The sequence below is a fragment of the Allobosea caraganae genome (genome assembly GCF_003351345.1).
In the GTDB taxonomy this organism is placed as follows: Bacteria; Pseudomonadota; Alphaproteobacteria; order Rhizobiales; family Beijerinckiaceae; genus Allobosea; species Allobosea caraganae.
This window is the reverse complement of record NZ_QQTO01000001.1, coordinates 158318-184728: the sequence shown is the minus strand read 5'-3', so window position 1 is coordinate 184728 and position 26411 is coordinate 158318. Positions and strand designations below refer to the sequence as shown.

Here is a 26411-nt window from a genome sequence, read left to right as displayed (position 1 = left end):
GCGCGTCTCAGGCACATCGGGAGCCATGCCGCATGCCAGCGAATCACAAGCGCGCGCGACGCTGAAATCAGTCTTCGGCTATGATGATTTCCGCCCCGGGCAATGGGAGGTGATCGAGGCCGCGCTCGACGGCCGCGACGTCTTCGCGGTGATGCCGACCGGCTCCGGCAAGTCGATGTGCTACCAGCTCCCGGCGCTCGTCACCGGCGGGCTGACGCTCGTCGTCTCGCCGCTGATCGCGCTGATGCGCGACCAGGTCGGCCAGCTCACCCGCGCCGGCGTCGCCGCCGCCTCGCTGAACTCGATGAACACGGAAAGCGAGGCCACTGAGGCCTGGGAGCGGCTGAATTCCGGCGAGCTGCGCCTGCTCTTCGTCTCGCCCGAACGGCTTTCGGGAGAGGGACTCGTCGGCCGCCTGCGCCGGCTCGGCGTCAACCGGCTCGCCATCGACGAGGCGCATTGCGTCTCGCAATGGGGCCATGACTTCCGCCCGGAATACCGCCTGCTCGCCAAGGTTCGGGAGGCGCTCGGCGGCGTGCCGGTGACGGCGCTGACCGCGACGGCCGACCGCCAGACGCGCGAGGACATCGCCCAGCAGCTCTTCCCGAAGCCGCCGCATCTGGTGGTGCACTCCTTCGACCGGCCGAACCTCAAGCTCGCCTTCGCGCCGAAGGACCAGCCGCGCCGGCAGATCGCCGATTTCCTCAAAAGCCACCGCGGCGGCTCGGGCATCGTCTATTGCTCGTCGCGCGGGCGCACCGAGCGCCTCGCCGAGGGTCTGAGCGAGAAGGGCTACAAGGCCTTCGCCTACCATGCCGGGATGGAGCAGACCCAGCGCAATCGCAACCAGGACGTCTTCCTGCAGGAGGACGGCGTCGTCATTTGCGCGACCATCGCCTTCGGCATGGGCATCAACAAGCCCGATGTCCGCTTCGTGGTGCATGCCGACATGCCGGGTTCGATCGAGAGCTACTACCAGGAGATCGGCCGCGCCGGCCGCGACGGCCTGCCCGCGGATACGCTGACCCTCTACGGCGTCGAGGACATGGCCCTGCGCCGCCGCCAGATCGACGAGAAGGCGATCGACGACGAGCGCCGGCGCATCGAGCACAAGCGCCTCAACGCGATGATCGACCTGTGCGAATCCGCGCTTTGCCGACGCTCCTCGCTGCTGGCCTATTTCGGCGAGCAGACGCCGCCCTGCCGCCATGGCCAGGCGCAGTTCCGCTGCGACCTCTGCGGCGGCGAGGCGACGCTGACCGACGCCACGCTCGATGCCCGCAAGCTGCTCTCGGCCGTGATGCGCTCAGGGCAGCGCTTCGGCGCAGCCCATCTCGCCGACATCCTCACGGGAACGATGAGCGAGACGATCCGCCGCCAGAACCATGACGGCCTCAAGACCTTCGGCGTCGGCAACGACAAGCCGAAAGCCGCCTGGCAGGCACTGACCCGAAAGCTCTTCGCCGCCGGCGCGCTGGCCGAGGCCAGCACCGAGCATGGCGGCTTCCGCCTGACCGAGAAGGGCGAGGACATCCTGTTCGGCCGCGAGCCGATCTCACTGCGGGCCGACGCCCTGCCCGATCGCCGCGCCCGCGCCTCCGAGCGCGCCGCCGCCCGCGCCGACGGGCTCGACGAGGGCACCGCCGGGCTGTTCGAGCACCTTCGGCAGCTCCGCCTCTCGATCGCCCGCGAGGAAGGCGTCGCGGCCTACATCATCTTCACCGACCGGACCCTGATCGCGATGGCGCGCGAGCGGCCGCTGGGGCTCGACCAGATGCGCCGGATCGAGGGCGTCGGCGAGCGCAAGCTCACCCAATATGGCGAGGTTTTTCTGGACGCGATCGCGACGTTCGCGGGCTGAAAATCGCCTCTCTCGCGTACGCACGCGTACGCGCGTGAAAAAGCCATCGTTACCAGCTATATTTGTGTCACGAATCAGAATTGCGGGCAGCACCCCGCCCGCTCAAGGACCCCTTCATGACTGATGCCATCAACGGCGCCGAGGAGTATGGCGCCGATTCCATCAAGGTGCTCAAAGGTCTCGACGCGGTGCGCAAGCGCCCGGGCATGTATATCGGCGATACCGATGACGGCTCCGGCCTGCACCACATGGTCTACGAAGTGGTCGACAACGCCATCGACGAGGCGCTCGGCGGCTATGCCGACCTCGTCACCGTGACGCTGAACGCGGAGGGCTCGGTCACCGTCACCGATAATGGCCGCGGCATTCCCACGGATATCCACACCGAAGAGGGCATCTCGGCGGCCGAGGTCATCATGACCCAGCTCCATGCCGGCGGTAAGTTCGACCAGAACTCCTACAAGGTCTCGGGCGGCCTGCACGGCGTCGGCGTCTCCGTGGTCAACGCGCTCTCGGTCTCGCTCAAGCTGCGGATCTGGCGCGCCGGCCATGAGCATTTCATGGAGTTCCACCACGGCGACGCGGTGGCGCCGCTCAAGGTCGTCGGCCCGGCCGACGGCAAGCGCGGCACGGAGGTGACGTTCACCCCGAGCCAGCAGACCTTCACGATGATCGAGTTCGACTACAAGACGCTCGAGCATCGCCTGCGCGAGCTCGCCTTCCTCAATTCCGGCGTCCGCATCGTGCTGACCGACGCCCGCCATGCCGAAGTGGTGCGCGAGGAGCTGATGTACGAGGGCGGCGTCGAGGCCTTCGTGCGCTATCTCGACCGCGCCAAGGCGCCGATCGTCGACAAGCCGATCATGCTGAGCTCGGAGAAGGACGGCATCACCGTCGACGTCGCGCTCTGGTGGAACGACAGCTACCACGAGAACGTGCTCTGCTTCACCAACAACATCCCGCAGCGCGACGGCGGCACCCATCTCGCCGGCTTCCGCGCCGCGCTGACCCGCCAGATCACCGGCTATGCCGAAAGCTCGGGCATCTCCAAGAAGGAGAAGGTCTCGCTTACCGGCGATGATTGCCGCGAAGGCCTGACCGCGATCGTCTCGGTCAAGGTTCCCGACCCGAAATTCTCCTCGCAGACCAAGGACAAGCTGGTCTCGTCCGAGGTCCGCCCCGTCGTCGAGAACGTCGTCAACCAGGCGCTCTCGACCTGGCTCGAGGAGCACCCGGCCGAGGCGAAGTTGATCGTCGGCAAGGTGGCCGAAGCCGCCGCGGCGCGCGAGGCGGCCCGCAAGGCGCGCGACCTCACCCGCCGCAAGGGCGCGCTCGACATCGCGTCCCTCCCAGGCAAATTGGCCGACTGCCAGGAAAGAGATCCGGCCAAGTCCGAGCTCTTCATCGTCGAGGGCGACTCGGCCGGCGGCTCCGCCAAGCAGGGCCGCGCCCGCGAGTACCAGGCCGTTCTCCCCCTGCGCGGAAAAATCCTCAACGTCGAGCGGGCCCGCTTCGACAAGATGCTCTCCTCCGAGCAGGTCGGCACGCTGATCACGGCGCTCGGCGCCGGCATCGGCCGCGAGGAGTTCAACATCGCCAAGCTGCGCTACCACAAGATCATCATCATGACCGACGCGGACGTGGACGGCGCCCATATCCGCACCCTGCTGCTGACCTTCTTCTACCGGCAGATGCCGGAGGTGATCGAGCGCGGCCATCTCTTCATCGCCCAGCCGCCGCTCTACAAGGCGGCCCGCGGCAAGTCGCAGACCTATCTCAAGGACGAGCGCGCGCTCGAGGACTACCTCGTCGACAGCACGCTCGACGGCGCGGTCTTCCGCACCGGCGACGGCGCTGAGCGCGGCGGCGCCGATTTGCGCGCCCTGATCGAGGAGGCGCGCGGCATCCGCAACACGCTGGCGCAGCTGCATTCGCGCTATGACCGGCGCGTGGTCGAGCAGGTCGCGATCGCCGGCGCTCTTCATCCGCAATCCGAAGAGAACGAGGCGCAGGCCAGCGAAGCCGCGGCCCATGTCGCGCGCCGGCTCGATGCGGTCTCGGACGATCTCGAACGCGGCTGGGAAGGCCGGGCGGCCGAGGGCGGCTTCATGTTCTCGCGGCTGGTGCGTGGCGTGAAGCAGGTCGCGGCGCTCGATTCGGGCCTGCTCGCCAGCGCCGAGGCACGCAAGCTCGATGCCGCCGCGGCCTCGCTGCGGGAGGCCTATGCCAAGCCGGGCACGCTCAGCCGCAAGGGCGACGACCACCTGGTCAACGGCCCGAGCGACCTGTTCGACGCGGTCAACGCCATCGGCAAGAAGGGCGTCTCGCTACAGCGCTACAAGGGCCTGGGCGAAATGAACCCCGACCAGCTCTGGGAGACCACGCTCGACCGCGACGTGCGCTCGCTGCTGCGCGTCAAGAACGACCAGAACGACGAGGCCGACGACCTCTTCGTCAAGCTGATGGGCGACGTCGTCGAACCCCGCCGCGAGTTCATCCAGACCAACGCGCTGAACGCGACGGTCGATACCTGACGCTGCGCGCAAGCATCGAACCCTGAGCGGGCTCGGGCCGAACGGGCTGCCGGGCCCGCCGAGCCTATGGCTGCTCGGCGGCGATCCCGGCGCAATGGCGCATCACGTCGGCGCCGGTCGTGTTCCAGGTCGTGATGCCGCCGGCCATGACGACCTGAACCAGACCTTCCGCCAGTTCGGGCAGGGTCAGGCCGAGCTTCACGGCGGCCGCAGCGTGGTTCTTCGCGCCGGCGGTCTGGCCGATCAGCGTGTCGAGCAGCGCGAAGATCAGCTCCTTGGTCTTGAGGTCGAGCGCGCCGCCGGCGTCGCGGTCGCGCATGATGGCGCTGCGCATCAGGCCGTAGCCGGCGAAGGCGCCGGGAGCATGCTCCGCCAGCAGCCTGAAATTGTCCGGCACCCGCCCGAAGGTCGCCTCGAAGCTCGCTATTCCCGCCTGGATCGCGGCTTCGGTGAGATCGTCATGGGCCATAGCGTCAACTCCTGGCAGGCTGGGTCACTTCGCGGATCGCAATGACCGAGCCAACCCGTCTCAGTTCTTGTCGGGCTTGCGGTACTGCTCGTTCTGGACGCCGAACTCCGAGATCAGGCGGCCAAGCGCGACCTTGGCGTGGTAGAGGCCGATCGTAGCTGAGCGGGTGCGAAGGCCCAATATCAGCCCGCGCGCGGGCGAGGCGGCCAGCAATGCAAGGCTCTTCGCCAGCACTTTCAGCCGCCCCCTGTAGCTCGGGTCGAGCCGGCGCTCGATCTGGGCGGAGATCGCGCCGTTGCGCAGGCCACGCGCCAGGATCCAGCCGAATTCGCTGCGCCGCCTGGACATGGTCTCGCGCATCGCGGCGTCCTGCACCCACCAGAAGCGGAAGCCGGCCTCCCCGGCGCGGCGGAAGAAATCGCTGTCGCCGCCGCCGGTGAAGTCGAAGCTCTCGTCGAGGAAGGGGAAGCCGAGCTTTTCCAGCACCTCGCGGCGGATCAGGTAGTTGGCGCTGGAATAGAGGATCGGCACCGCGCCCGAGACCGAATAATGCGAGCGGAAGACCGGGTGCGCTGCGAGCCAGGCGCGCGAGGCGTCCTCGAAATTCGACGTGACCGAGCCGCCGAAGAGCTGGGCGGGGGCGGATTTCACGGCACTCAGGAAGGCGTCGAGCCATTGCGGCTCGGCCTCCTCGTCATCGTCGATGCCGAGCACCTGCGTCAGCGCCGGAAAGCGCGTCAGCGCGCAGCGCCAGGCGGCGTTATAGGCCTTGCAGTTGCCCTGGCGCGGCTCGACGATGACGAAACCCTTGAACAGCCCTTCCGCAAGCAGCGCTTGCGCCCGCTTCGCGCCGGCGCGCTCGACGCCCTCGTTCTCGACGACGATCACAGCAAAATCGTGCCCGCCCTGCTGCGCCGCCAGCGAGCGCAAGGTGCGCTCCAGCAGGTCGGGACGCTTGAAGGTGGGGACGCAGACGACGCTCTGGACGTCGCGCAGCAGGGCTTCCGGCGAACCGGCCAGGATTTCGAAGGTCTTGGGCGCGTCGAAGCCGCGGATCGCCGGCACTTGCCCGCTTCCGGCCTGCTGTTTCGAGACTGGCGCTGCTGCTGTCATGGCCGCCACCATGCATGGGCTGACTTAAGGTTCGGTGAGCAGATTCGGCGAGACCAGGGCTGGCGACGCCAGAAGCCGTTGAGCATAGTCGGCACCAGCACTTGACCTGACGCGGCCCATATCGCCTCTGCTCTCATCGCTTCGCTGCGTCAGGTCCCGTCCTTTTGCGTCTCGCCTTCGTCACCTCGCTGATCCCGGTCGCCAAGCCCGATACCGGCTTCGAGATCGCCAATGCGGCGATCCTCGACGCGTTGCGCGCTGTCGGCCACGGGGTCACGGCCTTCGGCTTCCTGCGACCGGGCGAGGCGCCGGCCGAGCCGGCTGAGGCGGTGGTGGTCGACGCCGTCGATATCGAGAATGCCGCCGTATCAGCCAAACGCAAGCTGCAATGGCTGGCTTCTGCATTGGCACATGGCCTGCCGATCGCATCAGCCAAGCTGCTGATGGCCGGGCGCGGCAGGTTCGTGGAGGCGATCCGGGCGCGCGGGCCGTTCGACGCGCTGATCCTGAACTCGGTGATGCTGCCCGGCGCCTTTCCGGAACTGACCACGCTCGGCCCCTGCATCCTGGTCGAGCACAACATCGAGCATGTCTCGGCGCAGCAGAATGCGGCGCATACGAGCAATCCGGCCATGCGCTGGCTGTTCGCGCGCGAGGCGAGGCTGCTGGAAAAGATCGAGCGCCGGCTCTGGCGCGAAGCGCGCTTCATCTGGACGCTGGCCGAGGAGGACCGGGCGGCGCTCGGTCCCGACTACCAGGCCAAATCGGCGGCGCTGCCGCTCGTCTCCGGCGCGCAGCCGGATGCTGCCGCCGCGCCGGCCGAAGCCGCGACCGCCTATGATATCGGCCTGATCGGCACCTGGACCTGGGCGCCGAACTTCATCGGGCTCGACTGGTTCCTGCGCGAGGTCTGTCCGCTGCTGCCGGCCGATATTACGGTCGCGGTCGCCGGCCGGCTGCCGGGCGAGATGCCGGCCGTTTCTGCGCAGGTGAAGCTGGTCGGGCGCGTGCCGGATGCCGATGCCTTCCTGCGCTCGTGCCGGGTGCTGGCGCTGAGCAGCCGAGCCGGAACCGGCGTGCAGCTGAAGACGATCGAAGCGATGCAGCTGGGCTGGCCCGCTGTCGCGACCTCACTTTCCTGCCGCGGCTTCAGCGCGATGCCGGCGAATTTCACGCTGGCCGACAGCCCGGCCGGGTTCGCGGCGGCGTTGGTCGAGCGCGTCAGGGCTTCGCGCGCCGGGGCCGATCAGCGCATCGACGGCGCGGCCTTCATGGCCAGCCAGCGAACTGCGCTTGCGGCAGCATTAGCGCGCGGGCTCGAAGCGGCGGCGCGCTGAAGCACTATTCGGCGGCGGCCGCTGCCGGGCGTGGCGCCACGCCAGCGATCAATCCGAAAAGCGGCCCGGCGCCGACCATCACCAGCAGCACGCGGGCGATATGATGGGCCGCCACGAACGCAACTTCCGTGTGCAGCGCCAGCGCGATCAGGCTCATTTCGGCCAACCCGCCCGGCGAGTAGGCCAGGACCAGCGGGACGTGGCCATAGGTGGAGACCTTTGCCACGGCCCAGGCAAAGCCGAAGGTGCAGGCGAGCAGGATCACGGTCGAGCCGACGGAGAGCAGCAGCACCCGCAGGATGGTCTTCGGCGGCGTGCCGACGAAGCGGCAGCCGATGGTCACGCCGAGCACGAGCTGGGCGATGGTGACGATCTCGTAAGGCGGGGCGGATTCGCTCCAGCCGAGGAGATGGACGAGCGCGCTGACCAGCATGGGGCCCATCAGGTGCTTGGCCGGCAGCCGCAGCAGGTGGCCGGCCATGACCCCGAGAACCCCGCAGGCGAGCAGTGAAAGCTCGGCCAGCAGCGGCGTCTGCGCGAAGGACGGGCCGGAAGAGCGGTTGACGCTGAGCGAGACGCCCTCGATCCACTGCACGATGAAGGGCAGCGTGATCACCACCAGCAGGATGCGGGCGGAGTGGATCAGCGCGATGATGCGGGCATCGCCGCCCTTCTCCTCGCCGATCAGGACCATTTCCATCAAGCCGCCCGGCATGCCGGCGAAGAAGGCGGTGATGCGGTCGAAACCGGCGACGCGCTGGAAATAAGTGACGCAGCAGAACCCGCTGACGACCATGAAGACGACGAGGCCGGCGAGCGTCGGCAGCCAGTTCGGCAGCTGCGTGACGATATCGGGCCGAAAGCCGGCGCCGAGCATGACGCCGATGACCGCGCTCATCGGCGGCCGGATGACACTGGGCGCGGCGATCGGGGCCCGGAACAGCGCGGCGGCGGTGCAGAACACCATCGAGCCGAGCATCCAGGGCAGCGGCAGCCGTGCGAGAACGAAAAGCCAGCCGCCGAGACCACCGAGGAACAGGGCAAGCGCGAAGCGGCGATAAGGAAAGCGGTGGATGCTGAAGGCGCGCAGGCCGCTCACCCAATCGGACAGCAGGTCCCGCATGCCGCGCTCGCACCCCTCAAGCCGCAGAAGCCGGCCCCAAGCCGGACCATCGCCGGCTCGTACACTGCTTCGGCCGATCCAGACAGCCGCCAGCGCGAATGTCGGCCCTGCCACGAGGGCGGGACGCGGCTCCAGCCACAACCCAGCCATGTGCGCGCCCCTCTGGTTGTGCAGCCACGATTCGTCAATGAATTGATGGGAATGGGAGGACGAGCCGGGGCGCCTTCGCACCTGGCCGATGGTTCGGGCAATGAGCGAAGACCGGCAGGCCGGGCGGCAGCACCGCGCGGATTTCGACGATGACCTCGGCGACGGGGCGCCCTTCGGCCGCGCCTCCGACGAGCCCGACCCTCTCCCGGCGCAATCCGACGACGCAGCGCCGATCGTGCTCGCGTCAATTTCGGGCGTGACCGAATCCGGCGCGAGCGGCTGGCTGGCCACGCGCCGCCGGCGCTTCAGGCATTGGTGGCGCGGCGCGACGCCGAACCTGCGCGGCTCGATCTACATGGTCTCGTCGTTCCTCGTCTACGCGGTGATGACCGGGCTGTTCAAATATCTCGGGCCGATGATCCCGCTGGTCGAGATCCTGATGGTCCGCCAGATCGTGATGAGCCTGATCATCATCGCCTTCGCCATGCGCGAGCTGCCGGCGATGATCCATACCGATCGGCCGGGGCTGCAAGTCTTCCGCGGCCTCGTCACGCTCGCCTCGATGCTCTGCGGCTTCAGCGCCATCATCTACATCCCGCTGGCGCAGGCGACCGCGATCGGCTTCAGCCAGGTGCTGTTCGTCACCATCGCCGCCGTGCTGGTGCTGAAGGAGACGGTCGACCGCGCGCGCTGGGTCGCGACGATCATCGGCTTCGTCGGCGTGATCATCATGCTCAACCCCTCGGCCGACGGGCTGGACGTCTACGCGCTGATGTCGGTCGGCGGGGCGCTGTTCGGCGCCTGCGTCACCGTGAGCGTGCGCATGCTGGCCGCGAGCGAGCGCACCGACACCATCCTGATCTGGCAGGGCATCGTGCTGATCGTGGTGCTGGCCGTGCCGACCTGGTGGGTCTGGGTCTGGCCGACGCCGCAGCAATGGCTCTGGCTGATCGTGCTCAGCGTCTTCGGCACGGCCGGGCAATGGCTGCTGACGCGGGCCTATCAGGTCGGCGAGGCGTCGGCGCTGGCGCCGATCGACTTCAGCCGCCTGCTGCTGGCGAGCTTCACCGGCTTCGTCTTCTTCGCCGAGATCCCGGCGCTGCCGACCTGGATCGGCGCCGCCATTGTCATCGGCGCGACGCTCTTCACGGTGCGCAAGAACGCAAGGTCGCTGATCCCGGCCGCCTGACGCCTCAGAGCCCGTTTGAGAATTCGCTGGCGCGAGTCGACTGGCGTGGTTGTCGAGAACCGGAGCGCAGCGGACTATTGGTCCGTGAGCACCGGAAGCGCAGACGACCGCGTCAGGCGGCCGCGCCAGTAGAATTATCAACCGGGCTCTCAGGCCGCCTGCTGCAGCGCGCAGCCCAATTGCTTGAGAGCCTCGCCCCAGCCGTGCTCGCGGCCGCCGGCATCGTCGTAGCCGTCGAGGAAGGCGCCCTGCTCGGTGAAGACCAGCCTGGTGCCGCCGGCCTCCGGCTTGAACTCGATCGTGGTCAGCGAGACGGAGATGCGGGTCTCGTCGAGATGCATGTCGTAGCTGAAGACGATGCGCTCGTTCGGGACGATGTCCTGGTAGATCGCATCGAAAGCGTGGACCGTCCCGCCCTTGGGACCGCCCCGGCTGGTCTCGCGGCCGCCGACGCGAAAATCCATCCCGCCCTCGGCCGGGCCCCATTCCGGCGGCCCGCTGAACCAGCGCGCCTTGGCCTCGCGCGTGGCGAAGGCGGCGAAGACCCGGGCCGGCGTGGCATCGTAGTGCCGCTCGATGGTGAAGGTCGCATGCGCGACAGATCGCTTGGTCATGGCTCTCTCTCGGAGGATCGCGATGGCGGGAGGGGCCGGCGTCAGTCGCGCGCGGCCGGGAACATGTGGCGATAGGGGCCGGCCTCCTCGACCACCCGGGCGAAGGACGGGCGCTGCAGCAGCCGCTCGAAATAGGCGGCGATTCCGGGATGGCTGTCGCGGAAAGGCAAGACGCGGTCAGCATAGTAGAGCGAGGGCGCGGCGGCGCAGTCGGCCAGGGTGAAGTCCTCGCCCATCGCCCAGGTCTGGCCGGCCATGTCGCGTTCGATCATGTCATAGCTGGCGCTGAGCCGTGCCTTGGCTTCCGCGACACCGTAGGGGTCGCGGCTCTCCAGCGGCCTGAGCCTGTCGCCGACCAGCGCCTGCATCGGCTTGTGCACGTAGAGGTCGAAGAAGCGGTCGCGCAGGCGGGTCTGGAGGGCGAGGTCGCCATTCTCGGGGATGAGCCGGGTCTTGCCCGGATGGTATCGATCGAGATGCTCGATGATGATGCTGGATTCCGGCACGATGCGCTCGCCGTCGCGCAGCACCGGGAATTTTCCGACCGGCCAGAGCTTCAACAAGTCGGCGCGCTGCCCGGGATCACCGAGATCGACGAATTGCGGCGTGAACGGCGCGCCGTTCTCGTAGAGCGCCACCAGCACCTTCTGGCAGTAGGAGGAGAGCGGGTGGTAGTAGAGCGTGAGCGACATGGGCAGGCCTCGTTCGTATCAGGCGGCAGCAGCTTGGCGCTGCAGTTCCGCAGCGAGGTTCTCCAGGCCGGCGCGCGTGCCGAGTTTGCGCTCGTCCGGACGGTCGTAGCCATCGAGAAAGGCGGCCTGCTCGGTGAAGACGAGCCTTGTGCCCTTGCCTTCGGACCGGAACTCGACCGTCGCCAGCGAGACCGAGATGCGCCGCGTCCCGAGATGCATCTGATAGGCGTAGACGATGCGCTCGCCGGGAATGATGTCCTGGTAGATGGCGTCATAGATGTGATCGACGCCTTCGCTATCACGCGTCGAGAGGTGCTCGCGGCCGCCGATGGCGAAGTCGAGCTGGTGAGGCCCCGACGTCCAATCGCCATGGCAGGCGAACCAGCGCTGCTTCGCGGCGGGTTCGGCCCAGGCCGCGAAGACGCGGGTCCGCGACGCATCATAGAGGCGCTCGATGGTGAAGGTGGCGTGGGTCACGCTGCGTTCGCTCATCTGCCGGATCTCCTCAGGCCGCTGCCTGGTCGCGGGCGAGATGGTCGCCGAGCTTGTCGAGCATCTCGTTCCAGCCAGCCTCATGGTTCTCCGGCAGGTCGTGGCCGTCGAGGAAGGCGCCCTGCTCGGTCATGACGAGATGGCAGCCGCCATTGCCGGCGGCCTGGAACTCGACCGTCATCAAGCCGGCAGAGAGGCGCGTGCCGGCCGAGGTCATCGACCCCGCCGAGACGATGCGCGCATCGGGGACGATATCGAGATAGGTGGTGTCGTTGACATAGGTCTCGCCGCCGGCCGGGCCGAAATGGCTGCGATCGTTGCCGCCGACGCGAAAGTCGAAGCGCTCGTAGCCGGAGATCCAGCCTTCGCCAGGCAGGCCCCAGCTGAGCAGCGCCTCCTTGCTCGACCACGCCGCGAAAACGCGCTTCGGCGAGGCCCGGTAGGTCCGCTCGACGGTGATGGTGGCGTGGACGACGGAACGGTCGGTCATGTCTGCGGTCCTTCCTTCGGTTCTTCCGGATTCTCGGCGAGATAGGCTCCCAGCCTGTCGAAGCGCTTTTCCCAGAGCGTGCGGCGCTCGCTGATCCAGCGCTCGGCCGAGCGCAGGGCCTGGGTATCGACCTGGCAGGTGCGGACACGGCCCTGCTTCTGCGAGCGCACGAGCCCGCTCTCCTCCAGCACGGCGAGATGCTGCACCACCGCCGACAGGGTCATCTGCAAGGGGGCCGCGAGTTCGCTCACGCTCGCCGGCCCGTCGCAGAGCCGCTCGACCATCAGCCGGCGGGTCGGATCCGCCAGGGCCTGGAACATGAGGTCGAGCTGGGCTGGTTGGTGAAGCATACGCTTAAGTATTGCGCCGCGCGGCCCTTGTCCAACGATATTTTAGCAGTTGCTAAAGTGTCTGGTGGAGCTGCCCCGCGCCCGGTGCATTGCCTCTGGCGACCGCAACCGGCTATGAATCCCGGCACGCCTCCTTCGACGTGCTCCCGTTTTCGCTATCGAGCAGCCCCGAGGCTTATCCATCATGCGCATCGAGAACGATCCCAAGCTCGACTTCCGGGATGTCCTGATCCGGCCCAAGCGCTCGACGCTGGGCAGCCGCGCCCATGTCGATGTCAACCGCACCTTCCGCTTCGCCCATACCGGCAAGGACTGGACCGGCTTCCCGCTGATCGCGGCCAACATGGACGTGGTCGGCACGATGGCGATGGCGCGCGCCCTGCTGAAGCACGGTGCGATGGTGGCGCTGCACAAGCATTATAACGCCGACGACCTCGTCGCCTTTTTCAGGGAAAAGGAGTCGGCCAACGCATTCTACTCGCTCGGCACGACGGATTCCGACCATGACAAGCTGAAGCACGTCCATAAGCAGGTGCCGATCTCGAAGATCTGCCTCGACGTCGCCAATGGCTACACGGAAAAATTCGTCGACACGGTCAAGGCGACGCGCGAGGCCTTTCCCGATGCCGCGATCATGGCCGGCAACGTCGTCACCGGCGACATGACCGAGGCGCTGCTGCTGGCCGGCGCGGATATCGTCAAGGTCGGGATCGGGCCGGGCTCGGTCTGCACGACGCGCAAGATGACCGGCGTCGGCTATCCGCAGCTCTCGGCCATCATCGAATGCGCCGATGCCGCGCATGGCTTGAAGGGCCTGGTCTGCGGCGATGGCGGCTGCACCGTGCCGGGCGACCTCGCCAAGGCCTATGGCGGCGGCGCCGATTTCGTCATGCTGGGCGGCATGCTCGCCGGCCATGACGAATGCGAGGGCGAGATCCGCTACGAGGAGCATGACGGCGAGAAGGTCGCCGTCGGCATGACCTTCTACGGCATGTCCTCGGACACCGCGATGAAGCGCTATTCCGGCGGCGTCGCCAAATACCGGGCGTCCGAGGGCAAGACCGTCGAGGTGCCCTATCGCGGCCCGGTCGAGGACACGATGCAGGAGCTGATGGGCGGCGTGCGCTCGGCCATGACCTATATCGGCGCCGTCAGCCTGAAGGAGGTGCCGAAGCGCACGACCTTCATCATGGTGGGCAGCCAGCTGAACACGGTGTTCGGGAGCTAGGCCTTCACGAACCGCAGATCCGTGATCGCCTGCCGCGCCGCGCCCAGCACCGCCTCGACCAGCGGGCTGTGCTCGGCGAAGCGGTAGATGCAATAGAGCCGCGACGGCGTCGGCTCCTTCTCCGGCTGCAACGCGACGAGCGAGCCGTCGTTCAGGAAGGGCTCGATCAGCCGCGCCGGCAGCAGGCTGACGCCGAGGCCCGCCCTGACCAGTTCGACCACCAGCGCCACGCTGGTGCAGCGGCAGATCTGCCCAGGCTCGATGCCATCCTCCCTGAACCAGTCGATGATCTGGCGGTACATCGGCGAGGGGTGCGGGTTGGTGACGATCGGGGCGGAGGCGAGCCGCGCCGGCGTGATCTCGCGCGGCAGGCCAAGCGATGGCGCGGCCGCCCAGACCGCGTCCTGGATGCCGAGCTGGATCACCGCGAGCTTGGGGTCGCCGACCGGATTGACGACGAAGGCGAGGTCGAGCTGGCGCTCGACGACCTGATGTTCCAGCGCCGCACTGGTGCCGACGGTGATGTCGAGCTGGAGCGCCGGAAAGTCCCGCGCCAGGAGCTTCATGCAGTCGGACAGGCAGATCTGCGCGAAGGTCTCCGACAGTCCGACGCGCACCACGCCGGCCGCGAACAGGGCGCCGCCGATCAGCTCGCGGATGCCGCTGAGCTCGTGGATGAGCGACGACGCGCGCGGCAGGAGCGCGTCGCCGGCCGGGGTCAGCGTCAGCCGGCGCGCGACGCGGTCGAAGAGCGGGCGCTGGAACTGCGCCTCCAGTTCCTGCAGGCGCAACGAGATCGTCGGCTGGGCCAGGTTGAGGTGGCGCGCCGCCTCCTTCACCGAGCCGAGCCGGACGACCCAGAAGAAGGTTTCGAGCTGGGCCGTCGTCGGTCGCATGGCCTGATCCTCGCATGTCCCATGCATTGCCTTATGCAATGATGTGCCATCCGAAAATCAAATTTTACGATGCTCGCTTTGCTGTCTAGCTTTTCCGCAGGGGAGCTTTTGACGATAGAAGGACAAGGCGCATGGACCAGTTGCGCAAGAGCATTCTCGAGGATCTGCCGGAGATCGAGTGGATCAGCGATCCCGCCCTGCGGCAGGGCACGATCGACGCCTGGGCGCTGGCGCTGGAGAAGTCGAGCTTCTCGCGCATCAGCGAGATTCCGGGCGAGGCCAATCCCGGCATGATGGTGATGCGGCGCGGCGGCCAGAACGTCCATCTCAGCGGCGTGACGCGGCTCGCGCTCGCCTCGGTCGACTATTTCGCCGCGGTCTATCCGGAAGCGGTGATCGACCGCGACATCGTCATCGCCGGTGGGCTCTGCCACGATGTCGGCAAGGCCTTCGAATGCGATCCCGAGAACCAGAAACGCTGGAAGGCCGATGCCAGCCTGGTCGGCCGACCCTCGCTGCGCCACCCGGTCTACGGCGCCTATATCTGCCTGACCGTCGGCCTGCCCGAGGCGATCGCCCATATCGCCGCCTGCCATTCGCCCGAGGGCGACAACGTCAAGCGCAGCCTCGAATGCATCATCGTGCACGAGGCCGACGTTGCCTGGTGGACGATATCGGCCGCCTCCGGCCTGACGCAGGACGGCACGATACCCGACCATTTCACCAAGAAGTTCGAGCCCCGCAAGGCACGCGAGATGCAGAAGGCGGCCGAGTGAGCTGAATCCAATTCACGAGACCAACAAACGAGGGGATATGTCGATGATCGGAAGCAGGATTCTCAAACGGGCCGTCCTCATTGCCGGCATGCTCGCACTGGCGCTGCCGGCGGCCGCGCAGCCGAAGGAGGGCGTGCTCGCCAAGGTGAAGCGCGAGGGCGTGCTCAAGGTCTGCTACGCGCAGGTCACGCCCGACAGCTACAAGGACCCGCGCAACGGCCAGTGGACCGGCGTCTTCGTCGACCTCGTCAACGAGCTGGCGAACTGGATGAAGGTCAAGGTCGAGCCGGTCGAGGTGCAGTTCGGCACCGCGCCGCTCTCGCTCAACCGCGGCGATTGCGACCTGTTCGGCGCGAGCCTGCTCTACAACGCGCCGCGCGCGCTGGAGATCAACTTCGTGCGGCCCTTCGCCGCCAAGGGCATCAACGGCATCGTCAGCAAGGAGAAGGCCGGCCGCTTCAAGAAGATCGAGGACCTGAACGATCCCTCGGTCACCATCGCGGTCCAGGCCGGCAGCCGCGACCACGAGGTCTCGCAGCGCATCTTCCCGAAGGCGAAGCTGCTGGCCCTGCAGTCCCAGACCGACCTCGCCGTGTTCGACTCGGTGCGCCGCGGCGATGCCGATATCGCCTTCGCCAACGGCATCACGATCCGCTGGTGGACGAAGGTGCAAGGCAACGAATGGGCGGTGCCCGCCTTCGACGCCGATTTCAGCACTCAGCAGAACGGCTGGGCGATCCGCTACGGCGACTCGGACTGGAAGGACTTCCTCGATTCCTTCGCGGCCTGGATCGTCGCTAACAACAAGGCGGCGGAGCTTTATGATTCCTACCTGTCGCGGACCTCGCTCTTCGACACCAAGAAGTAATCCCGCCCGAGCGTGAGAGAGAGCAGCGATGCAGCGGACTCTGACTATCCTCTACGAGTTTCGCGACACGCTGCTCTACGGGCTCGGCGTCACCGTTTCGCTCTCGGTGCTGTCGATGCTGGCGGCGCTCGTCGTCGGGCTCATTGCGGCGCTGGGCATGCTCTCGCGCCGGCGCTGGCTCAGCATGCCCGCGACCTTCTATGTCGAGTTCTGCCGGAACACGCCGATCCTGGTGCAGCTCGTCTGGGTCCACTACGCTTGGCCCGAGATCTTCGGACTGAAGTTCACCGCCTTCTACTCGTCGCTCGTCGCGCTCACCCTGCAGACGAGCGGCTATCTCGCCGAGGAATACCGGGGCGGGATCGAGGCGGTCGACAAAGGCCAGGTCGAGGCGGCGAAGTCGCTGGGCATGACGCATAGCCGGCTGATGGCGCGGATCGTGCTGCCTCAGGCGATCATGCGCTCGGTTCCCGGTCTGCTGAACCAGTTCGTCACCTGCTTCAAATCGACCTCGATCGTTTCGGTGATCGCCGTGCCCGACCTGATGTACCAGGCCGGCCTCATCGTCAGCGCCACCTTCCTGACCATGCCGATCTACACGATCGTCGCGATCATCTATTTCGTCGTGGTCTTCGCGATCTCGCGCTCGGTGCGCTGGCTGACACGCAAGCTGCCGACCACCGGCTATTTCGGAGCCGCGGCATGACCGGGACCAGCGAGGCGGCCAAGCCCGCGATCACCTTCCTCGGCCTCAGCAAGTTCTTCGGCCAGCTCCAGGTCCTGCACGACGTCTCGGCGGTGGTGCCGCAGGGCGCGACCGTCGCGGTGCTCGGCTCGAGCGGCTCGGGCAAGAGCACGCTGGTGCGCTGCGTCAACCGGCTGGAGACCTTCCAGGGCGGAGAGATCATCGTCGGCGATGTCAGGCTGACGCCGGACGGCGCAGTGCACGGCAGCCGCAAGCTCAGCGACCGCCAGGTCGCGACGTACCGCACCGATATCGGCATGGTCTTCCAGTCGTTCAACCTGTTCCAGCACCTGAACGTGCTGAAGAACCTGATCGAGGCGCCGGTCGGCGTGCTCGGCTGGAGCAAGGACAAGGCGATTGAGCGGGCGCGGGACCTGCTCGCCAAGGTCGGCCTGCCCGACAAGGAGGAGGCCTATCCGAGCCGGCTCTCCGGCGGCCAGCAGCAGCGCATCGCCATCGCCCGCGCGCTGATGATGGAGCCCTCGATCATGCTGTTCGACGAGCCGACCTCGGCGCTCGATCCGGAGCTGACCGGCGAGGTGCTGAACGTGGTGAAGGCGCTGGCGCTCGGCGGGCGGACCTCGCTGATCGTGACGCACGAGCTCGCCTTCGCCCGCGACGTCGCCTCGCATGTCATGGTGCTCGACCATGGCCGCGTCACCGAGTTCGGCCCGGCGGCGGAGGTGTTCGGCCAGCCGAAATCGGAGCGCACCAAGCGCTTCTTCCAGAGCGCCGGGCTCTAATCCCAACAAAAAAGCCGGCCCAGAGCCGGCTTTCTCGTCATTCATTCGAAAATCAAGCTCTCAGCGCCCGACATTCCGGCGGTCGCGCCGGCGGTCGGCCGCCGGCTGGTAGGCGATGCGGGAGTGGTGGGAGCAATAGGGCAGGCCGGTCGAGGAGCGGGCGCCGCAGAAGCGGAATTCCGGGGTCGTCGGATCGCCCATCGGCCAGCGGCACATGTATTCGCGCAGGTCCATGATGGTGACGCGCTCGGAGAAGGGCACGACCACGTCCTCGGACGGCATCGGCGCGGCTTCCGCCTCGACCTCGGCCTCCGGCTGATATTGCGGGGCGAGCGCGTTGGCGCCGCGGGTCAGGCCGGCATTGCCGGCCATCGGATGGCTCGGCGCACGGGCCGGGGCCTTGCGGGCCGGACGCGGCGTGGAGGAGGCCGTCGGGCTCTTGGCGCGGCCGGAGAGGCCGAGCCGGTGGACCTTGCCGATCACGGCGTTGCGCGTGACGCTGCCGAGCTCGCCCGCGATCTGGCTCGCGCTCAGGCCGTCGTTCCAGAGCTTCTTGAGCAGCTCGACGCGTTCTTCCGTCCAGGCTCCGGCTTCGTTCATGGCTTCACCTGTCTCATCAAGCCTGTCCCTTGCGGGGCGGCTTAGGGGCCGATCGTGGCGGAATCCGAGACCGGCGGCGCCCGTCGCTAAACGGAAGCCGTTACACTCGAGAGTGACGGTACAGGGGACGCCGCACGAGATGTCGTATCTGACGAGGACGACCATACAAGATGGCCGGACTCGGGGACAAGAGTCCGCGAATCGGAAATTGAATTTTCCCCAGCCCATTCCCAAATGCCCGGTCAAGGCCACTACAGCAGAACACCTGTCCGAACGGCACGGAATTGACAGGGCGGGACGGCTTCAGCATAGTTATCGACGTGCTGCCGCCCCTCCGGGCGGCGCTTATGTTTTTGACGGGTCGGGATCTTTCGACGATGCGGATGACGGCGCGACGAAATGTCGGGAACTGGCTGCGACGATAGCGTCGCCAGCGGGTCGCATTAGGCTGTCATGCTTTTGCGCCCGCAATGCCGTTCCCAAGCCAGCGCACACCCGTTCTCATTCGTTCCGTCCGAGGATCGTTTTCCATGGCTCCCGTCCCCGCTTCCTCCCATAACTCGCTGCTGCTGCCGACCTATGCCCGCGCGCCGATCGCCCTCGAGCGCGGCGAGGGCGCCTGGGCCGAGACGGCCGATGGCCGGCGCTTCCTCGATTTCGGCGCCGGCATCGCGGTCAATTCGCTCGGCCACGCCCATCCGCACCTGGTCAAGACGCTGACCGAGCAGGCCCAGCGCATCTGGCACACCTCGAACCTCTATGCGATGCCCGACGGCGAGAAGCTGGCGCGGCGGCTCTGCGAGGCGACCTTCGCCGAACGCGTCTTCTTCACCAACTCGGGCGCCGAGGCGAACGAGTGCGCCATCAAGATGGCGCGCAAGTACCACGCCGCGAAGGGCAATCCCGAGCGCTTCCACATCATCACCTTCGAGGGCGCCTTCCATGGCCGCACGCTGGCGACGATCGCCGCCGGCGGCCAGCAGAAGTACATTGACGGCTTCGGCCCAAAGGTCTCGGGCTTCGACCAGGTGCCCTTCGACGACGAGACGGCGCTGAAGGCCGCGATCACCGACGAGACCGCCGCGCTGATGATCGAGCCGATCCAGGGCGAGGGCGGCCTGCGCAGCGTGCCGATGCGCTTCCTCAAGCTGCTGCGCGAGCTCTGTGACGAGCACGGCCTGCTGCTGATCTTCGACGAGATTCAGACCGGCGTCGGCCGCACCGGCAAGTTCTTCGCCTACGAGCACTACGGCGTGGCGCCCGACATCATGTCGGTCGCCAAGGGCATTGGCGGCGGCTTCCCGATGGGCGCCTGCCTCGCCACCGAGGAGGCGGCGTCGGGCATGACGCTCGGCACGCATGGCACGACCTTCGGCGGCAACCCGCTCGCCATGGCGGTCGGCAACGCCGTGCTCGACGTCATCCTCGAGCCGGGCTTCCTCGACCATGTCGCGCAGACCGCGCTGCGGCTGCGCCAGTCGCTGGCCCAGCTCAAGGACCACCATCCCGACGTGATCGAGGAGATCCGCGGCGAGGGCCTGATGCTCGGCCTGAAGCTGAAGACCTTGAACACGGACTTCGTCGCCGAGGCGCGCGAGGCCGGGCTCCTGGTCGTCGCGGCCGGCGACAATGTCGTGCGCCTGCTGCCGCCGCTGATCATCGGCGAGACCGAGGTCGCGGAAGCGGTCGCGCGCCTCGACAAGGCGGCCGGCGCGATCGAGGCCAATCTCAAGCGGCCCGCCGCCGAATAATCGAACCCTCCCAGCATTCCTGCGAAGGAAGCGCGACGATGCGCCATTTCCTCGATCTTTCCGATTTCTCCAGCGACCAGCTCAGGGCGATCCTGCGTGCCGGCGAGGAGATCAAGGCGCGACGCCGCACGCCCGAGGCGGCGGGCGACCGCCTACTCGAAGGCAAGGTCATCGCCATGATCTTCGAGCAGCCCTCGCTACGAACCCGCGTCTCCTTCGACGTCGGCATCCGCGAGCTCGGCGGCTCGCCGATGATGGTGACCGGCCAGGAGATCGAGCTCGGCGAGCGCGAGACCATCGCCGATACGGCCCGCGTGCTGTCGCGCTACGTCGATGCAATCATGATCCGCATGCTCGACCATGACGCCGTGGTCGAGATGGCGAAATACGCCACCGTGCCGGTGATCAACGGCCTGACCAAGCGCCAGCACCCCTGCCAGGTCATGGCGGATGTGATGACCTTCGAGGAGCGCAAGGGCTCGATCGCCGGCAAGCGCATCGCCTGGACCGGCGACACCAACAACGTCCTGACCTCCTGGGTGCATGCGGCCGGGCGGCTCGATTTCGAGCTGGCGATCGCGACGCCCGACGAGCTGGCGCCGCCGCCGGCCCTGCTCGACTGGGCCCGCAAGCAGGGCGCCAGGGTCAAGCTCACCAACCGGCCGGAAGCCGCGGTCGAGGGCGCCGATTGCGTCATCACCGATTGCTGGGTCTCGATGGGCGACGAGGAAGGCACGCGCCACAACCTGCTGCGGCCCTACCAGGTCGATGACCGCCTGCTCGAGCGGGCCGAGAAGGACGCGATCTTCATGCATTGCCTGCCGGCGAGCCGCGGCGAGGAAGTCACCGACGCCGTCATGGACGGGCCGCAATCGGCCGTGTTCGACGAGGCCGAGAACCGGCTGCATGCCCAGAAGGGCATCCTGGCCTGGTGCTTCGGCGGTGTCGCCGCCTGATGGCCGGTTCCGACGCAATCACGCAGACGGCCACGCTCGACGACCGGGTCGTGCCGTTCACGGTGCCCGATCTCGACGTGCGCGGCCGCGTCGTCAGGCTGGGTCCCTCGATCGACACGGTGCTGGAGCGCCATGGCTATCCCGAGCCGGTCTCGCGCGTGCTCGGCGAGGCGGCAGCGCTGACCGTGCTGCTCGGCACCGCGCTGAAGTTCGAGGGCCGCTTCCAGCTCCAGACCAAGAGCGACGGGCCGATCTCGATGCTCGTCGTCGACTTCAACGCGCCGGACAATTTTCGCGCCGTCGCGCATTTCGACGAGGAGCGGCTGCAGCAGGCCATCGCGGCCGGGGCGACCAGCACCGGCGAGCTGCTCGGCGAGGGTCATCTCGGCATGACCGTCGACCAGGGCACGCAGGCGACGCGCTACCAGGGCGTGGTGACGCTGACCAAGCAGAGCCTGGAAGAGGCCGCGCACCAGTATTTCCGCCAGTCGGAGCAGATTCCGAGCCGGATCCGGCTCGGGGTCGGCAGCATCGTCAACGGCACCGGCCGGCATTGGCGGGCGGGCGGGCTGATCGTGCAGTTCATGCCGCATTCGCCCGACCGGCTGCGCGCCGCCGACCTCCATCCCGGCGACGCGCCGGAGGGCCACGAGATCCTGGCGAGCGACGACCCCGACGGCATCAGCGACGATGCCTGGGCCGAGGCGCGCTCGCTGGTCGAGACGGTCGAGGACCACGAGCTGCTCGACCCGATGCTGGAGAGCGAGCGGCTGCTCTACCGGCTCTTCCACGAGCGCGGCGCCCGCGTCTTCGAGCCGATCCTGGTGCATGAGGAATGCCGCTGCTCGCGCGAGCGCGTGCTCGGCATGCTCAGAGGCTTCTCCACGGAGGACCGCCGCGCCATGATCGCCGATGACGGCACGCTCGGCGTCACCTGCGAATTCTGCTCGCGGCGCTATACGTTCGAGCCGGCCGAGGTCGAGGCGGGGCTGTCGCCCTCGCCCTGAGGCGGGCCGAGCCGCTCTCTTTCCTTCTTCTTCCCTTGGGGAGAAGAGACGGCATCTCAGCGCGGCGCGCGCTTCGCCAGAATCCGCTGCAAGGTGCGCCGGTGCATGCCGAGGCGACGGGCGGTCTCGGAGACGTTGCGGCTGCACAGCTCGTAGACGCGCTGGATATGCTCCCAGCGCACCCTGTCGGCCGACATCGGGTTCTCCGGCGGAGTCGGGCGCGAGTCGCGGGCCGCCGCCAGCGCCGAATGGATCTCGTCGGCATCGGCGGGCTTGGCCAGGAAGTCGAAGGCACCGAGCTTCACGGCGCTGACCGCGGTCGCGATATTGCCGTAGCCGGTCAGCACGATGCCGCGGGCCTCCGGCCGGCGCTCCTTCAGGCGGGCGATGACGTCGAGCCCGTTGCCGTCGGCGAGCCGCAGGTCGATCACCGCGAAGGCGGGCGCCGCCTCTTCCACGGCGGCCAGGCCCTCGGACACGCTCTCGGCGGTGCGGACGGAATAGCCGCGGCCTTCCATCGCCCGCGCCAGCCGGTGCAGGAACGGCTTGTCGTCGTCGACGAGGAGGAGGGACATGTCCATCTGGGTCGCTTCGCTCAGCGCCTGTTCCATCGAAACTCTCCTTCCGCCGGACTGTCCTGGCGGAATTGTAACCCGACTATCCGATCGGCGCATCTGGCCATCGACCGGACCAATCTCTCGAGCATGGCCTTATCGCAAAAGCGCGCCTCACTTTTGCGGAGCATGCCCTAACCCTAAGTAGTGATTAAACTTCCAGGTTTGAAGACCCAACCGGCTTGAGGTCGGCCTCAAAGACCGCCCGCGGCCAGGCCATGCGGATCGAGGCGCCGCTCGCAGGTGCCGGCAGATTCGAGAATTCGAGCGCCGCGCCGCCCCGCTCCAGCAGGGTCTTGGCGATGAACAGGCCGAGCCCCAGCCCGCCGCCGGCGCGGCTTTCGCCGCGTTCGCGCGACAGATAGGGCTCGCCGGCCCGCATCAGCACGTCCGGCGGGAAGCCCGGGCCATCATCGGCGATGGTCAGCGCGACATGGCTGTCAGTCCATTGCGCCGTGATCGTCACCTCCGACTTGGCGAAGTCGACGGCGTTGTCGACGATGTTGCCGAGGCCGTAGATCATGCCCGGGTTGCGCCGGCAGATGGGTTCGGGCTTCTCGCCGAGCATGTCGATGCGGAACGGCACGCCGAACGGGCGCTGCGGCCCGGCCGCCTCCTCGATCAGCAGGCGCAGGCCGAGTTGGTCGAGCGGCCCGGCATCGTCGTCCTGCAGCGAGGTCAGCTTGCCCAGGATGCCGCGGCAGCGCTCGACCTGCTCGCGCAGGAGCGTGATGTCCTCGGCCATCTCGCCCTCCGGCGGGGCGAGCCGCGACAATTCCCGCGCCACCAGCGCGATCGTGGCGAGCGGCGTGCCGAGCTCATGCGCGGCGGCGGCGGCCAGCCCGTCGAGCTGGGAGAGATGCTGCTCGCGCGCCAGCACGAGCTCGGTCGCGGTCAGCGCCTCCGAGAGGTCGCGCGCCTCCTTGGCGACGCGCCAGGCGTAGATGCCGGTGAAGCCCAGGCCCAGCACGAGGGCGATCCAGTTGCCGGCCTGGTAGTAGGGCGGCAGCACCGGCCGGTCCGGCCCGGCCCAGGGCAGCGGGAAGTGCAGGAAGCTGAGCAGGCTCGCCAGCATCACGGCCAGCAGCCCGAGCAGCAAGGTGCGCTGCGGCTGCAGGGCGGTGGCCGAGATCATCACCGGCGCCAGGAACAGGATCGAGAACGGGTTCTGCAGGCCGCCGGTCAGGTAGAGCAGCGCCGCGAGCTGGATGATGTCGAAGGCGAGCAGCGCCGTCGCCGCGTCCTCGCGCAGGCGGTGGCTGAGCGGGAAGCGTACCCGCAGCGCGATGTTGAGCCAGGCCGAGACCGCGATGACGGCGAAGCACCAGCCGAAGGGCAGCGGGAAGCGCAGCCCGAAATGCACGCCGGCGACGGCCAGGCTCTGCCCGGCAATCGCGAGCCAGCGCAGCCGCACCAGCGTGTCCAGCCGCAGGTGCCGGCCGGAGCGGGCGAGCGCGGGCTCGACCAGATCGGAAAAACTCGTCATGCCCTCGAACCCATGTCCGGCATCTCATTTGGCAGTGCAAAACTGTCACATTTCAGCATCGCAGGAGATTCTTAGCCTTTAGCCGGATTGAATGAGAACAAATTCGACCTAGGTTGCGTTGCTATGTTGCGGCGCATCATCGATGCATCGGGCATCGAGAAGGGTATTCGCTGCATGTACGGGGCTGCCATGTCGTTCGCCTATCATGCCTACGAAGCGGTTCATATGATGGTCAGCCCCGCCAGGGGCATGTCCGATGCGCTGCAACTCGCGTTCAAGAACCCGGCCAATCCGCTGACCTACACGCCGGTCGGGCGCACCATCGCGGCCTCCTGCGAGCTGTTCGAGCGCATGACGCGCCGCTATGGCAAGCCGGTCTTCGGCCTCGACGAGACCACGATCAACGGCGTCAAGGTCGCGGTCGAGGAGCGCGTCGTCTGGGAGCGGCCCTTCTGCAAGCTGACCTATTTCGACCGCAAGATCCAAGGCCGCCGCAAGCCGCAACCGAAGATCCTGCTGGTCGCGCCGATGTCGGGCCACTACGCCACGCTGCTGCGCGGCACCGTCGAGGCCCTGCTGCCCAACCATGAGGTCTACATCACCGACTGGACCGATGCGCGCCTCGTGCCGCTCGCGGCCGGCCGCTTCGACCTCGACGACTACATCGACTACGTCATCGCCATGGTGCAGACGCTCGGCCCCGACACCCATGTCATGGCCGTCTGCCAGCCGGCCGTGCCGGTGATCGCGGCGGTCGCGCGCATGGAGGCCGATGGCGATGCCAGCGCGCCGCGCTCGATGACCCTGATGGGCGGGCCGATCGACACCCGCCGCTCGCCGACGGTCGTGAACCAGCTCGCCCAGGAGCGCGGCATCGACTGGTTCCGCCGCAACTGCATCACCAAGGTGCCCTTCCCGCATCTCGGCATGCTCCGCGAGGTCTATCCCGGCTTCATGCAGCTCTCGGGCTTCATGGCGATGAACATCGACCGGCACGTCACGGCCCATTACGACATGTTCAAGCACCTCGTCGCCGGCGACGGCGATTCCGCCGAGAAGCACCGCGATTTCTATGACGAGTATCTCGCCGTCATGGACCTCACCGCCGAATTCTATCTCCAGACCGTCGATACCGTCTTCGTCAGGCACGCCCTGCCCAAGGGCGAGATGATGCATCGCGACAAGCCGGTCGACCTGAAGGCCATCCGCCGCGTCGCGCTGATGACGGTCGAGGGCGAGAACGACGACATCTCCGGCGTCGGCCAGACCCAGGCTGCGCATGACCTCTGCGCCAACATCCCGGCCGAGAAGCGCGTGCACTACCTGCAGAAGGGCGTCGGCCATTACGGCGTCTTCAACGGCTCGCGCTTCCGCTCCGAGATCGCCCCGCGCATCTCCGACTTCATGGTCAGCCTCGACATGGAAGCGGCCAAGACCCGCCGCGACGACAGTGCGAGCGAAGCCCGCAAGGCGCTGAAGGTCGCGAGCTGAGCATCCACCCTCTTCCGCATCGCCTGCGAATCCAGCACAATCGCGCGCGATGCGGCTCTCCCTGTTCAAGCGCAAGCCCGATCCGGACGCGATCGAGGTCGCCCATGCCGGCACGTTCTATGCCGTTGCGGTGAAGCGGCGCGCGGCAGCGCGCCGGATGACGCTGCGCGTCTCGCAGGCCACCGGCGAGATCACGCTGACCCTGCCCGAACGCGCCGATTTCCTTGCCGGCAAGCTCTTCGCCGAGGCGCATGGCGGCTGGATCGCAGCGCGCATCGCCAAGCGCCCGGCCTCGGTGCCGTTCGAGCCCGGCCAGATCGTGCCGTTCCGCGGCGTGCCCCACCGGATCGTGCACTGGTCGAAGGTGCGCGGCATCACCCAGGCGACCACCGACAAGGACGGCACCGCGATCATCGCCGTCGCCGGCGAAGCCGCCCATGTCGCGCGCCGGGTCAAGGATTTCCTGCGCCGCGCTGCGCTCGAGGACCTCGAACGCTCCGTGCGCCGCCATACCGCGACGCTCGGCATCCCCGCCCGCAAGATCACCATTCGCGACACGACCAGCCGCTGGGGCTCCTGCTCCTCCAAGGGCCATCTCAACTTCTCCTGGCGCCTGATCCTGGCGCCACCGCTGGTGCTCGACTATCTCGCGGCGCATGAGGTGGCCCATCTCAAGGAGATGAACCACTCGCACCGCTTCTGGGCCCTGACCCACAAGCTCTGCCCGCGCACGGAAGAGGCCGAGCTCTGGCTGAAGAAGCACGGCGCCGGCCTCCACGGCTTCGGCTGAGGCCAAGCCTCGACGATCTCCGCTCTCGCAGGTAACAGAACAACGC

Annotated in this window: 26 protein-coding genes; 14 read left to right on the top strand and 12 right to left on the bottom strand. The window is 67.6% G+C overall.

Going from position 1 to position 26411, the window contains the following annotated elements:
* Window positions 1-25: 25 nt before the first annotated feature.
* Both recQ and gyrB read left to right on the top strand, forming a co-directional pair.
* Window positions 26-1861, top strand: coding sequence for a DNA helicase RecQ (recQ, locus tag DWF00_RS00835; RefSeq protein WP_114828639.1), 1836 nt, complete (start codon window positions 26-28; stop codon window positions 1859-1861).
* Window positions 1862-1977: 116 nt separating this feature from the next.
* Window positions 1978-4395, top strand: a complete 2418-nt coding sequence (gene gyrB, locus DWF00_RS00830; protein WP_114828638.1) for a DNA topoisomerase (ATP-hydrolyzing) subunit B — start codon at window positions 1978-1980, stop codon at window positions 4393-4395.
* Window positions 4396-4459: 64 nt separating this feature from the next.
* On the opposite strand, the gene DWF00_RS00825 is transcribed toward gyrB, so the two are convergent.
* Window positions 4460-4864, bottom strand: coding sequence for a carboxymuconolactone decarboxylase family protein (locus tag DWF00_RS00825; protein WP_114828637.1), 405 nt, complete (start codon window positions 4862-4864; stop codon window positions 4460-4462).
* 60 nt (window positions 4865-4924) lie between these two features.
* Window positions 4925-5977 carry a glycosyltransferase family 2 protein gene (locus DWF00_RS00820; protein WP_114828860.1) on the bottom strand — a complete coding sequence of 351 codons (1053 nt, stop codon included), beginning with the start codon at window positions 5975-5977 and terminating at the stop codon, window positions 4925-4927.
* Window positions 5978-6141: 164 nt separating this feature from the next.
* Here DWF00_RS00820 and DWF00_RS00815 point away from each other — a divergent pair, with 164 nt between their 5' ends.
* Window positions 6142-7314, top strand: coding sequence for a glycosyltransferase (locus DWF00_RS00815; RefSeq protein WP_114828636.1), 1173 nt, complete (start codon window positions 6142-6144; stop codon window positions 7312-7314).
* Window positions 7315-7318: 4 nt separating this feature from the next.
* On the opposite strand, the gene DWF00_RS00810 is transcribed toward DWF00_RS00815, so the two are convergent.
* Window positions 7319-8437, bottom strand: a complete 1119-nt coding sequence (locus DWF00_RS00810) for an AbrB family transcriptional regulator (RefSeq protein ID WP_181832575.1) — start codon at window positions 8435-8437, stop codon at window positions 7319-7321.
* A 250-nt stretch (window positions 8438-8687) separates the two neighbouring features.
* Here DWF00_RS00810 and DWF00_RS00805 point away from each other — a divergent pair, with 250 nt between their 5' ends.
* Window positions 8688-9776 carry a DMT family transporter gene (locus tag DWF00_RS00805; protein ID WP_181832574.1) on the top strand — a complete coding sequence of 363 codons (1089 nt, stop codon included), beginning with the start codon at window positions 8688-8690 and terminating at the stop codon, window positions 9774-9776.
* A 149-nt stretch (window positions 9777-9925) separates the two neighbouring features.
* On the opposite strand, the gene DWF00_RS00800 is transcribed toward DWF00_RS00805, so the two are convergent.
* The 5 genes from DWF00_RS00800 to DWF00_RS00780 are packed head-to-tail and all read right to left on the bottom strand — an operon-like array spanning window position 9926 to window position 12414.
* Window positions 9926-10390, bottom strand: coding sequence for an SRPBCC family protein (locus DWF00_RS00800; RefSeq protein WP_114828633.1), 465 nt, complete (start codon window positions 10388-10390; stop codon window positions 9926-9928).
* A gap of 41 nt (window positions 10391-10431) precedes the next feature.
* Entirely contained in the window at window positions 10432-11082 is a 651-nt protein-coding gene (locus DWF00_RS00795; protein WP_114828632.1) for a glutathione S-transferase family protein, read from the bottom strand.
* 18 nt (window positions 11083-11100) lie between these two features.
* Window positions 11101-11574: an SRPBCC family protein gene (locus DWF00_RS00790; protein WP_114828631.1), complete on the bottom strand. Its 474-nt coding sequence runs from the start codon at window positions 11572-11574 to the stop codon at window positions 11101-11103.
* A gap of 13 nt (window positions 11575-11587) precedes the next feature.
* Window positions 11588-12064, bottom strand: a complete 477-nt coding sequence (locus DWF00_RS00785; RefSeq protein WP_114828630.1) for an SRPBCC family protein — start codon at window positions 12062-12064, stop codon at window positions 11588-11590.
* Window positions 12061-12414 carry an ArsR/SmtB family transcription factor gene (locus DWF00_RS00780; RefSeq protein WP_114828629.1) on the bottom strand — a complete coding sequence of 118 codons (354 nt, stop codon included), beginning with the start codon at window positions 12412-12414 and terminating at the stop codon, window positions 12061-12063. The genes DWF00_RS00785 and DWF00_RS00780 overlap by 4 nt, the downstream gene beginning before the upstream one ends.
* Window positions 12415-12598: 184 nt before the next feature.
* Here DWF00_RS00780 and DWF00_RS00775 point away from each other — a divergent pair, with 184 nt between their 5' ends.
* Window positions 12599-13642 (top strand): GMP reductase, encoded by a 1044-nt coding sequence (locus DWF00_RS00775; protein WP_114828628.1) that lies wholly within the window; start codon window positions 12599-12601, stop codon window positions 13640-13642.
* Here DWF00_RS00775 and DWF00_RS00770 read toward each other — a convergent pair.
* Window positions 13639-14538, bottom strand: a complete 900-nt coding sequence (locus tag DWF00_RS00770; RefSeq protein ID WP_181832573.1) for a LysR family transcriptional regulator — start codon at window positions 14536-14538, stop codon at window positions 13639-13641. The genes DWF00_RS00775 and DWF00_RS00770 overlap by 4 nt on opposite strands.
* A gap of 131 nt (window positions 14539-14669) precedes the next feature.
* Between DWF00_RS00770 and DWF00_RS00765 the strand changes: the two genes are divergently transcribed.
* From DWF00_RS00765 to DWF00_RS00750, 4 genes are read left to right on the top strand one after another with little or no spacing between them, the layout of a single operon-like run.
* Entirely contained in the window at window positions 14670-15314 is a 645-nt protein-coding gene (locus DWF00_RS00765; protein WP_114828626.1) for an HD domain-containing protein, read from the top strand.
* A 43-nt stretch (window positions 15315-15357) separates the two neighbouring features.
* A complete protein-coding gene (locus tag DWF00_RS00760; protein ID WP_181832572.1) occupies window positions 15358-16182 on the top strand; it encodes a substrate-binding periplasmic protein in 825 nt (274 codons plus the stop codon).
* Window positions 16183-16210: 28 nt separating this feature from the next.
* Window positions 16211-16888, top strand: a complete 678-nt coding sequence (locus tag DWF00_RS00755; protein WP_114828624.1) for an amino acid ABC transporter permease — start codon at window positions 16211-16213, stop codon at window positions 16886-16888.
* The gene (locus tag DWF00_RS00750) at window positions 16885-17670 is read left to right on the top strand and encodes an amino acid ABC transporter ATP-binding protein (protein ID WP_114828623.1); all 786 of its coding nucleotides are present in this window, start codon (window positions 16885-16887) and stop codon (window positions 17668-17670) included. The genes DWF00_RS00755 and DWF00_RS00750 overlap by 4 nt, the downstream gene beginning before the upstream one ends.
* Window positions 17671-17730: 60 nt before the next feature.
* Here DWF00_RS00750 and DWF00_RS00745 read toward each other — a convergent pair whose 3' ends face one another.
* Window positions 17731-18270, bottom strand: a complete 540-nt coding sequence (locus tag DWF00_RS00745) for a GcrA family cell cycle regulator (protein ID WP_114828622.1) — start codon at window positions 18268-18270, stop codon at window positions 17731-17733.
* A 530-nt stretch (window positions 18271-18800) separates the two neighbouring features.
* On the opposite strand from DWF00_RS00745, the gene DWF00_RS00740 reads away from it, so the two are divergent.
* Genes DWF00_RS00740 through DWF00_RS00730 form a run of 3 tightly spaced genes read left to right on the top strand, consistent with a single transcriptional unit; the run spans window position 18801 to window position 21984 of the window.
* Window positions 18801-20021 carry an aspartate aminotransferase family protein gene (locus tag DWF00_RS00740; protein ID WP_114828621.1) on the top strand — a complete coding sequence of 407 codons (1221 nt, stop codon included), beginning with the start codon at window positions 18801-18803 and terminating at the stop codon, window positions 20019-20021.
* 38 nt (window positions 20022-20059) lie between these two features.
* A complete protein-coding gene (gene argF, locus DWF00_RS00735; protein ID WP_114828620.1) occupies window positions 20060-20977 on the top strand; it encodes an ornithine carbamoyltransferase in 918 nt (305 codons plus the stop codon).
* Window positions 20977-21984, top strand: coding sequence for an Hsp33 family molecular chaperone (locus DWF00_RS00730; RefSeq protein ID WP_114828619.1), 1008 nt, complete (start codon window positions 20977-20979; stop codon window positions 21982-21984). The genes argF and DWF00_RS00730 overlap by 1 nt, the downstream gene beginning before the upstream one ends.
* Before the next feature lie 56 nt (window positions 21985-22040).
* Here DWF00_RS00730 and DWF00_RS00725 read toward each other — a convergent pair whose 3' ends face one another.
* Together DWF00_RS00725 and DWF00_RS00720 are read right to left on the bottom strand one after the other, a co-directional pair.
* Window positions 22041-22595 carry an ActR/PrrA/RegA family redox response regulator transcription factor gene (locus DWF00_RS00725; RefSeq protein WP_114828618.1) on the bottom strand — a complete coding sequence of 185 codons (555 nt, stop codon included), beginning with the start codon at window positions 22593-22595 and terminating at the stop codon, window positions 22041-22043.
* 154 nt (window positions 22596-22749) lie between these two features.
* Entirely contained in the window at window positions 22750-24084 is a 1335-nt protein-coding gene (locus tag DWF00_RS00720; protein WP_114828617.1) for an ActS/PrrB/RegB family redox-sensitive histidine kinase, read from the bottom strand.
* 189 nt (window positions 24085-24273) lie between these two features.
* Between DWF00_RS00720 and DWF00_RS00715 the strand changes: the two genes are divergently transcribed.
* Together DWF00_RS00715 and DWF00_RS00710 are read left to right on the top strand one after the other, a co-directional pair.
* Window positions 24274-25575: a polyhydroxyalkanoate depolymerase gene (locus DWF00_RS00715; protein WP_114828859.1), complete on the top strand. Its 1302-nt coding sequence runs from the start codon at window positions 24274-24276 to the stop codon at window positions 25573-25575.
* Between the two features lie 49 nt (window positions 25576-25624).
* Window positions 25625-26365 (top strand): M48 family metallopeptidase, encoded by a 741-nt coding sequence (locus tag DWF00_RS00710; RefSeq protein WP_114828616.1) that lies wholly within the window; start codon window positions 25625-25627, stop codon window positions 26363-26365.
* Window positions 26366-26411 lie beyond the last annotated feature (46 nt).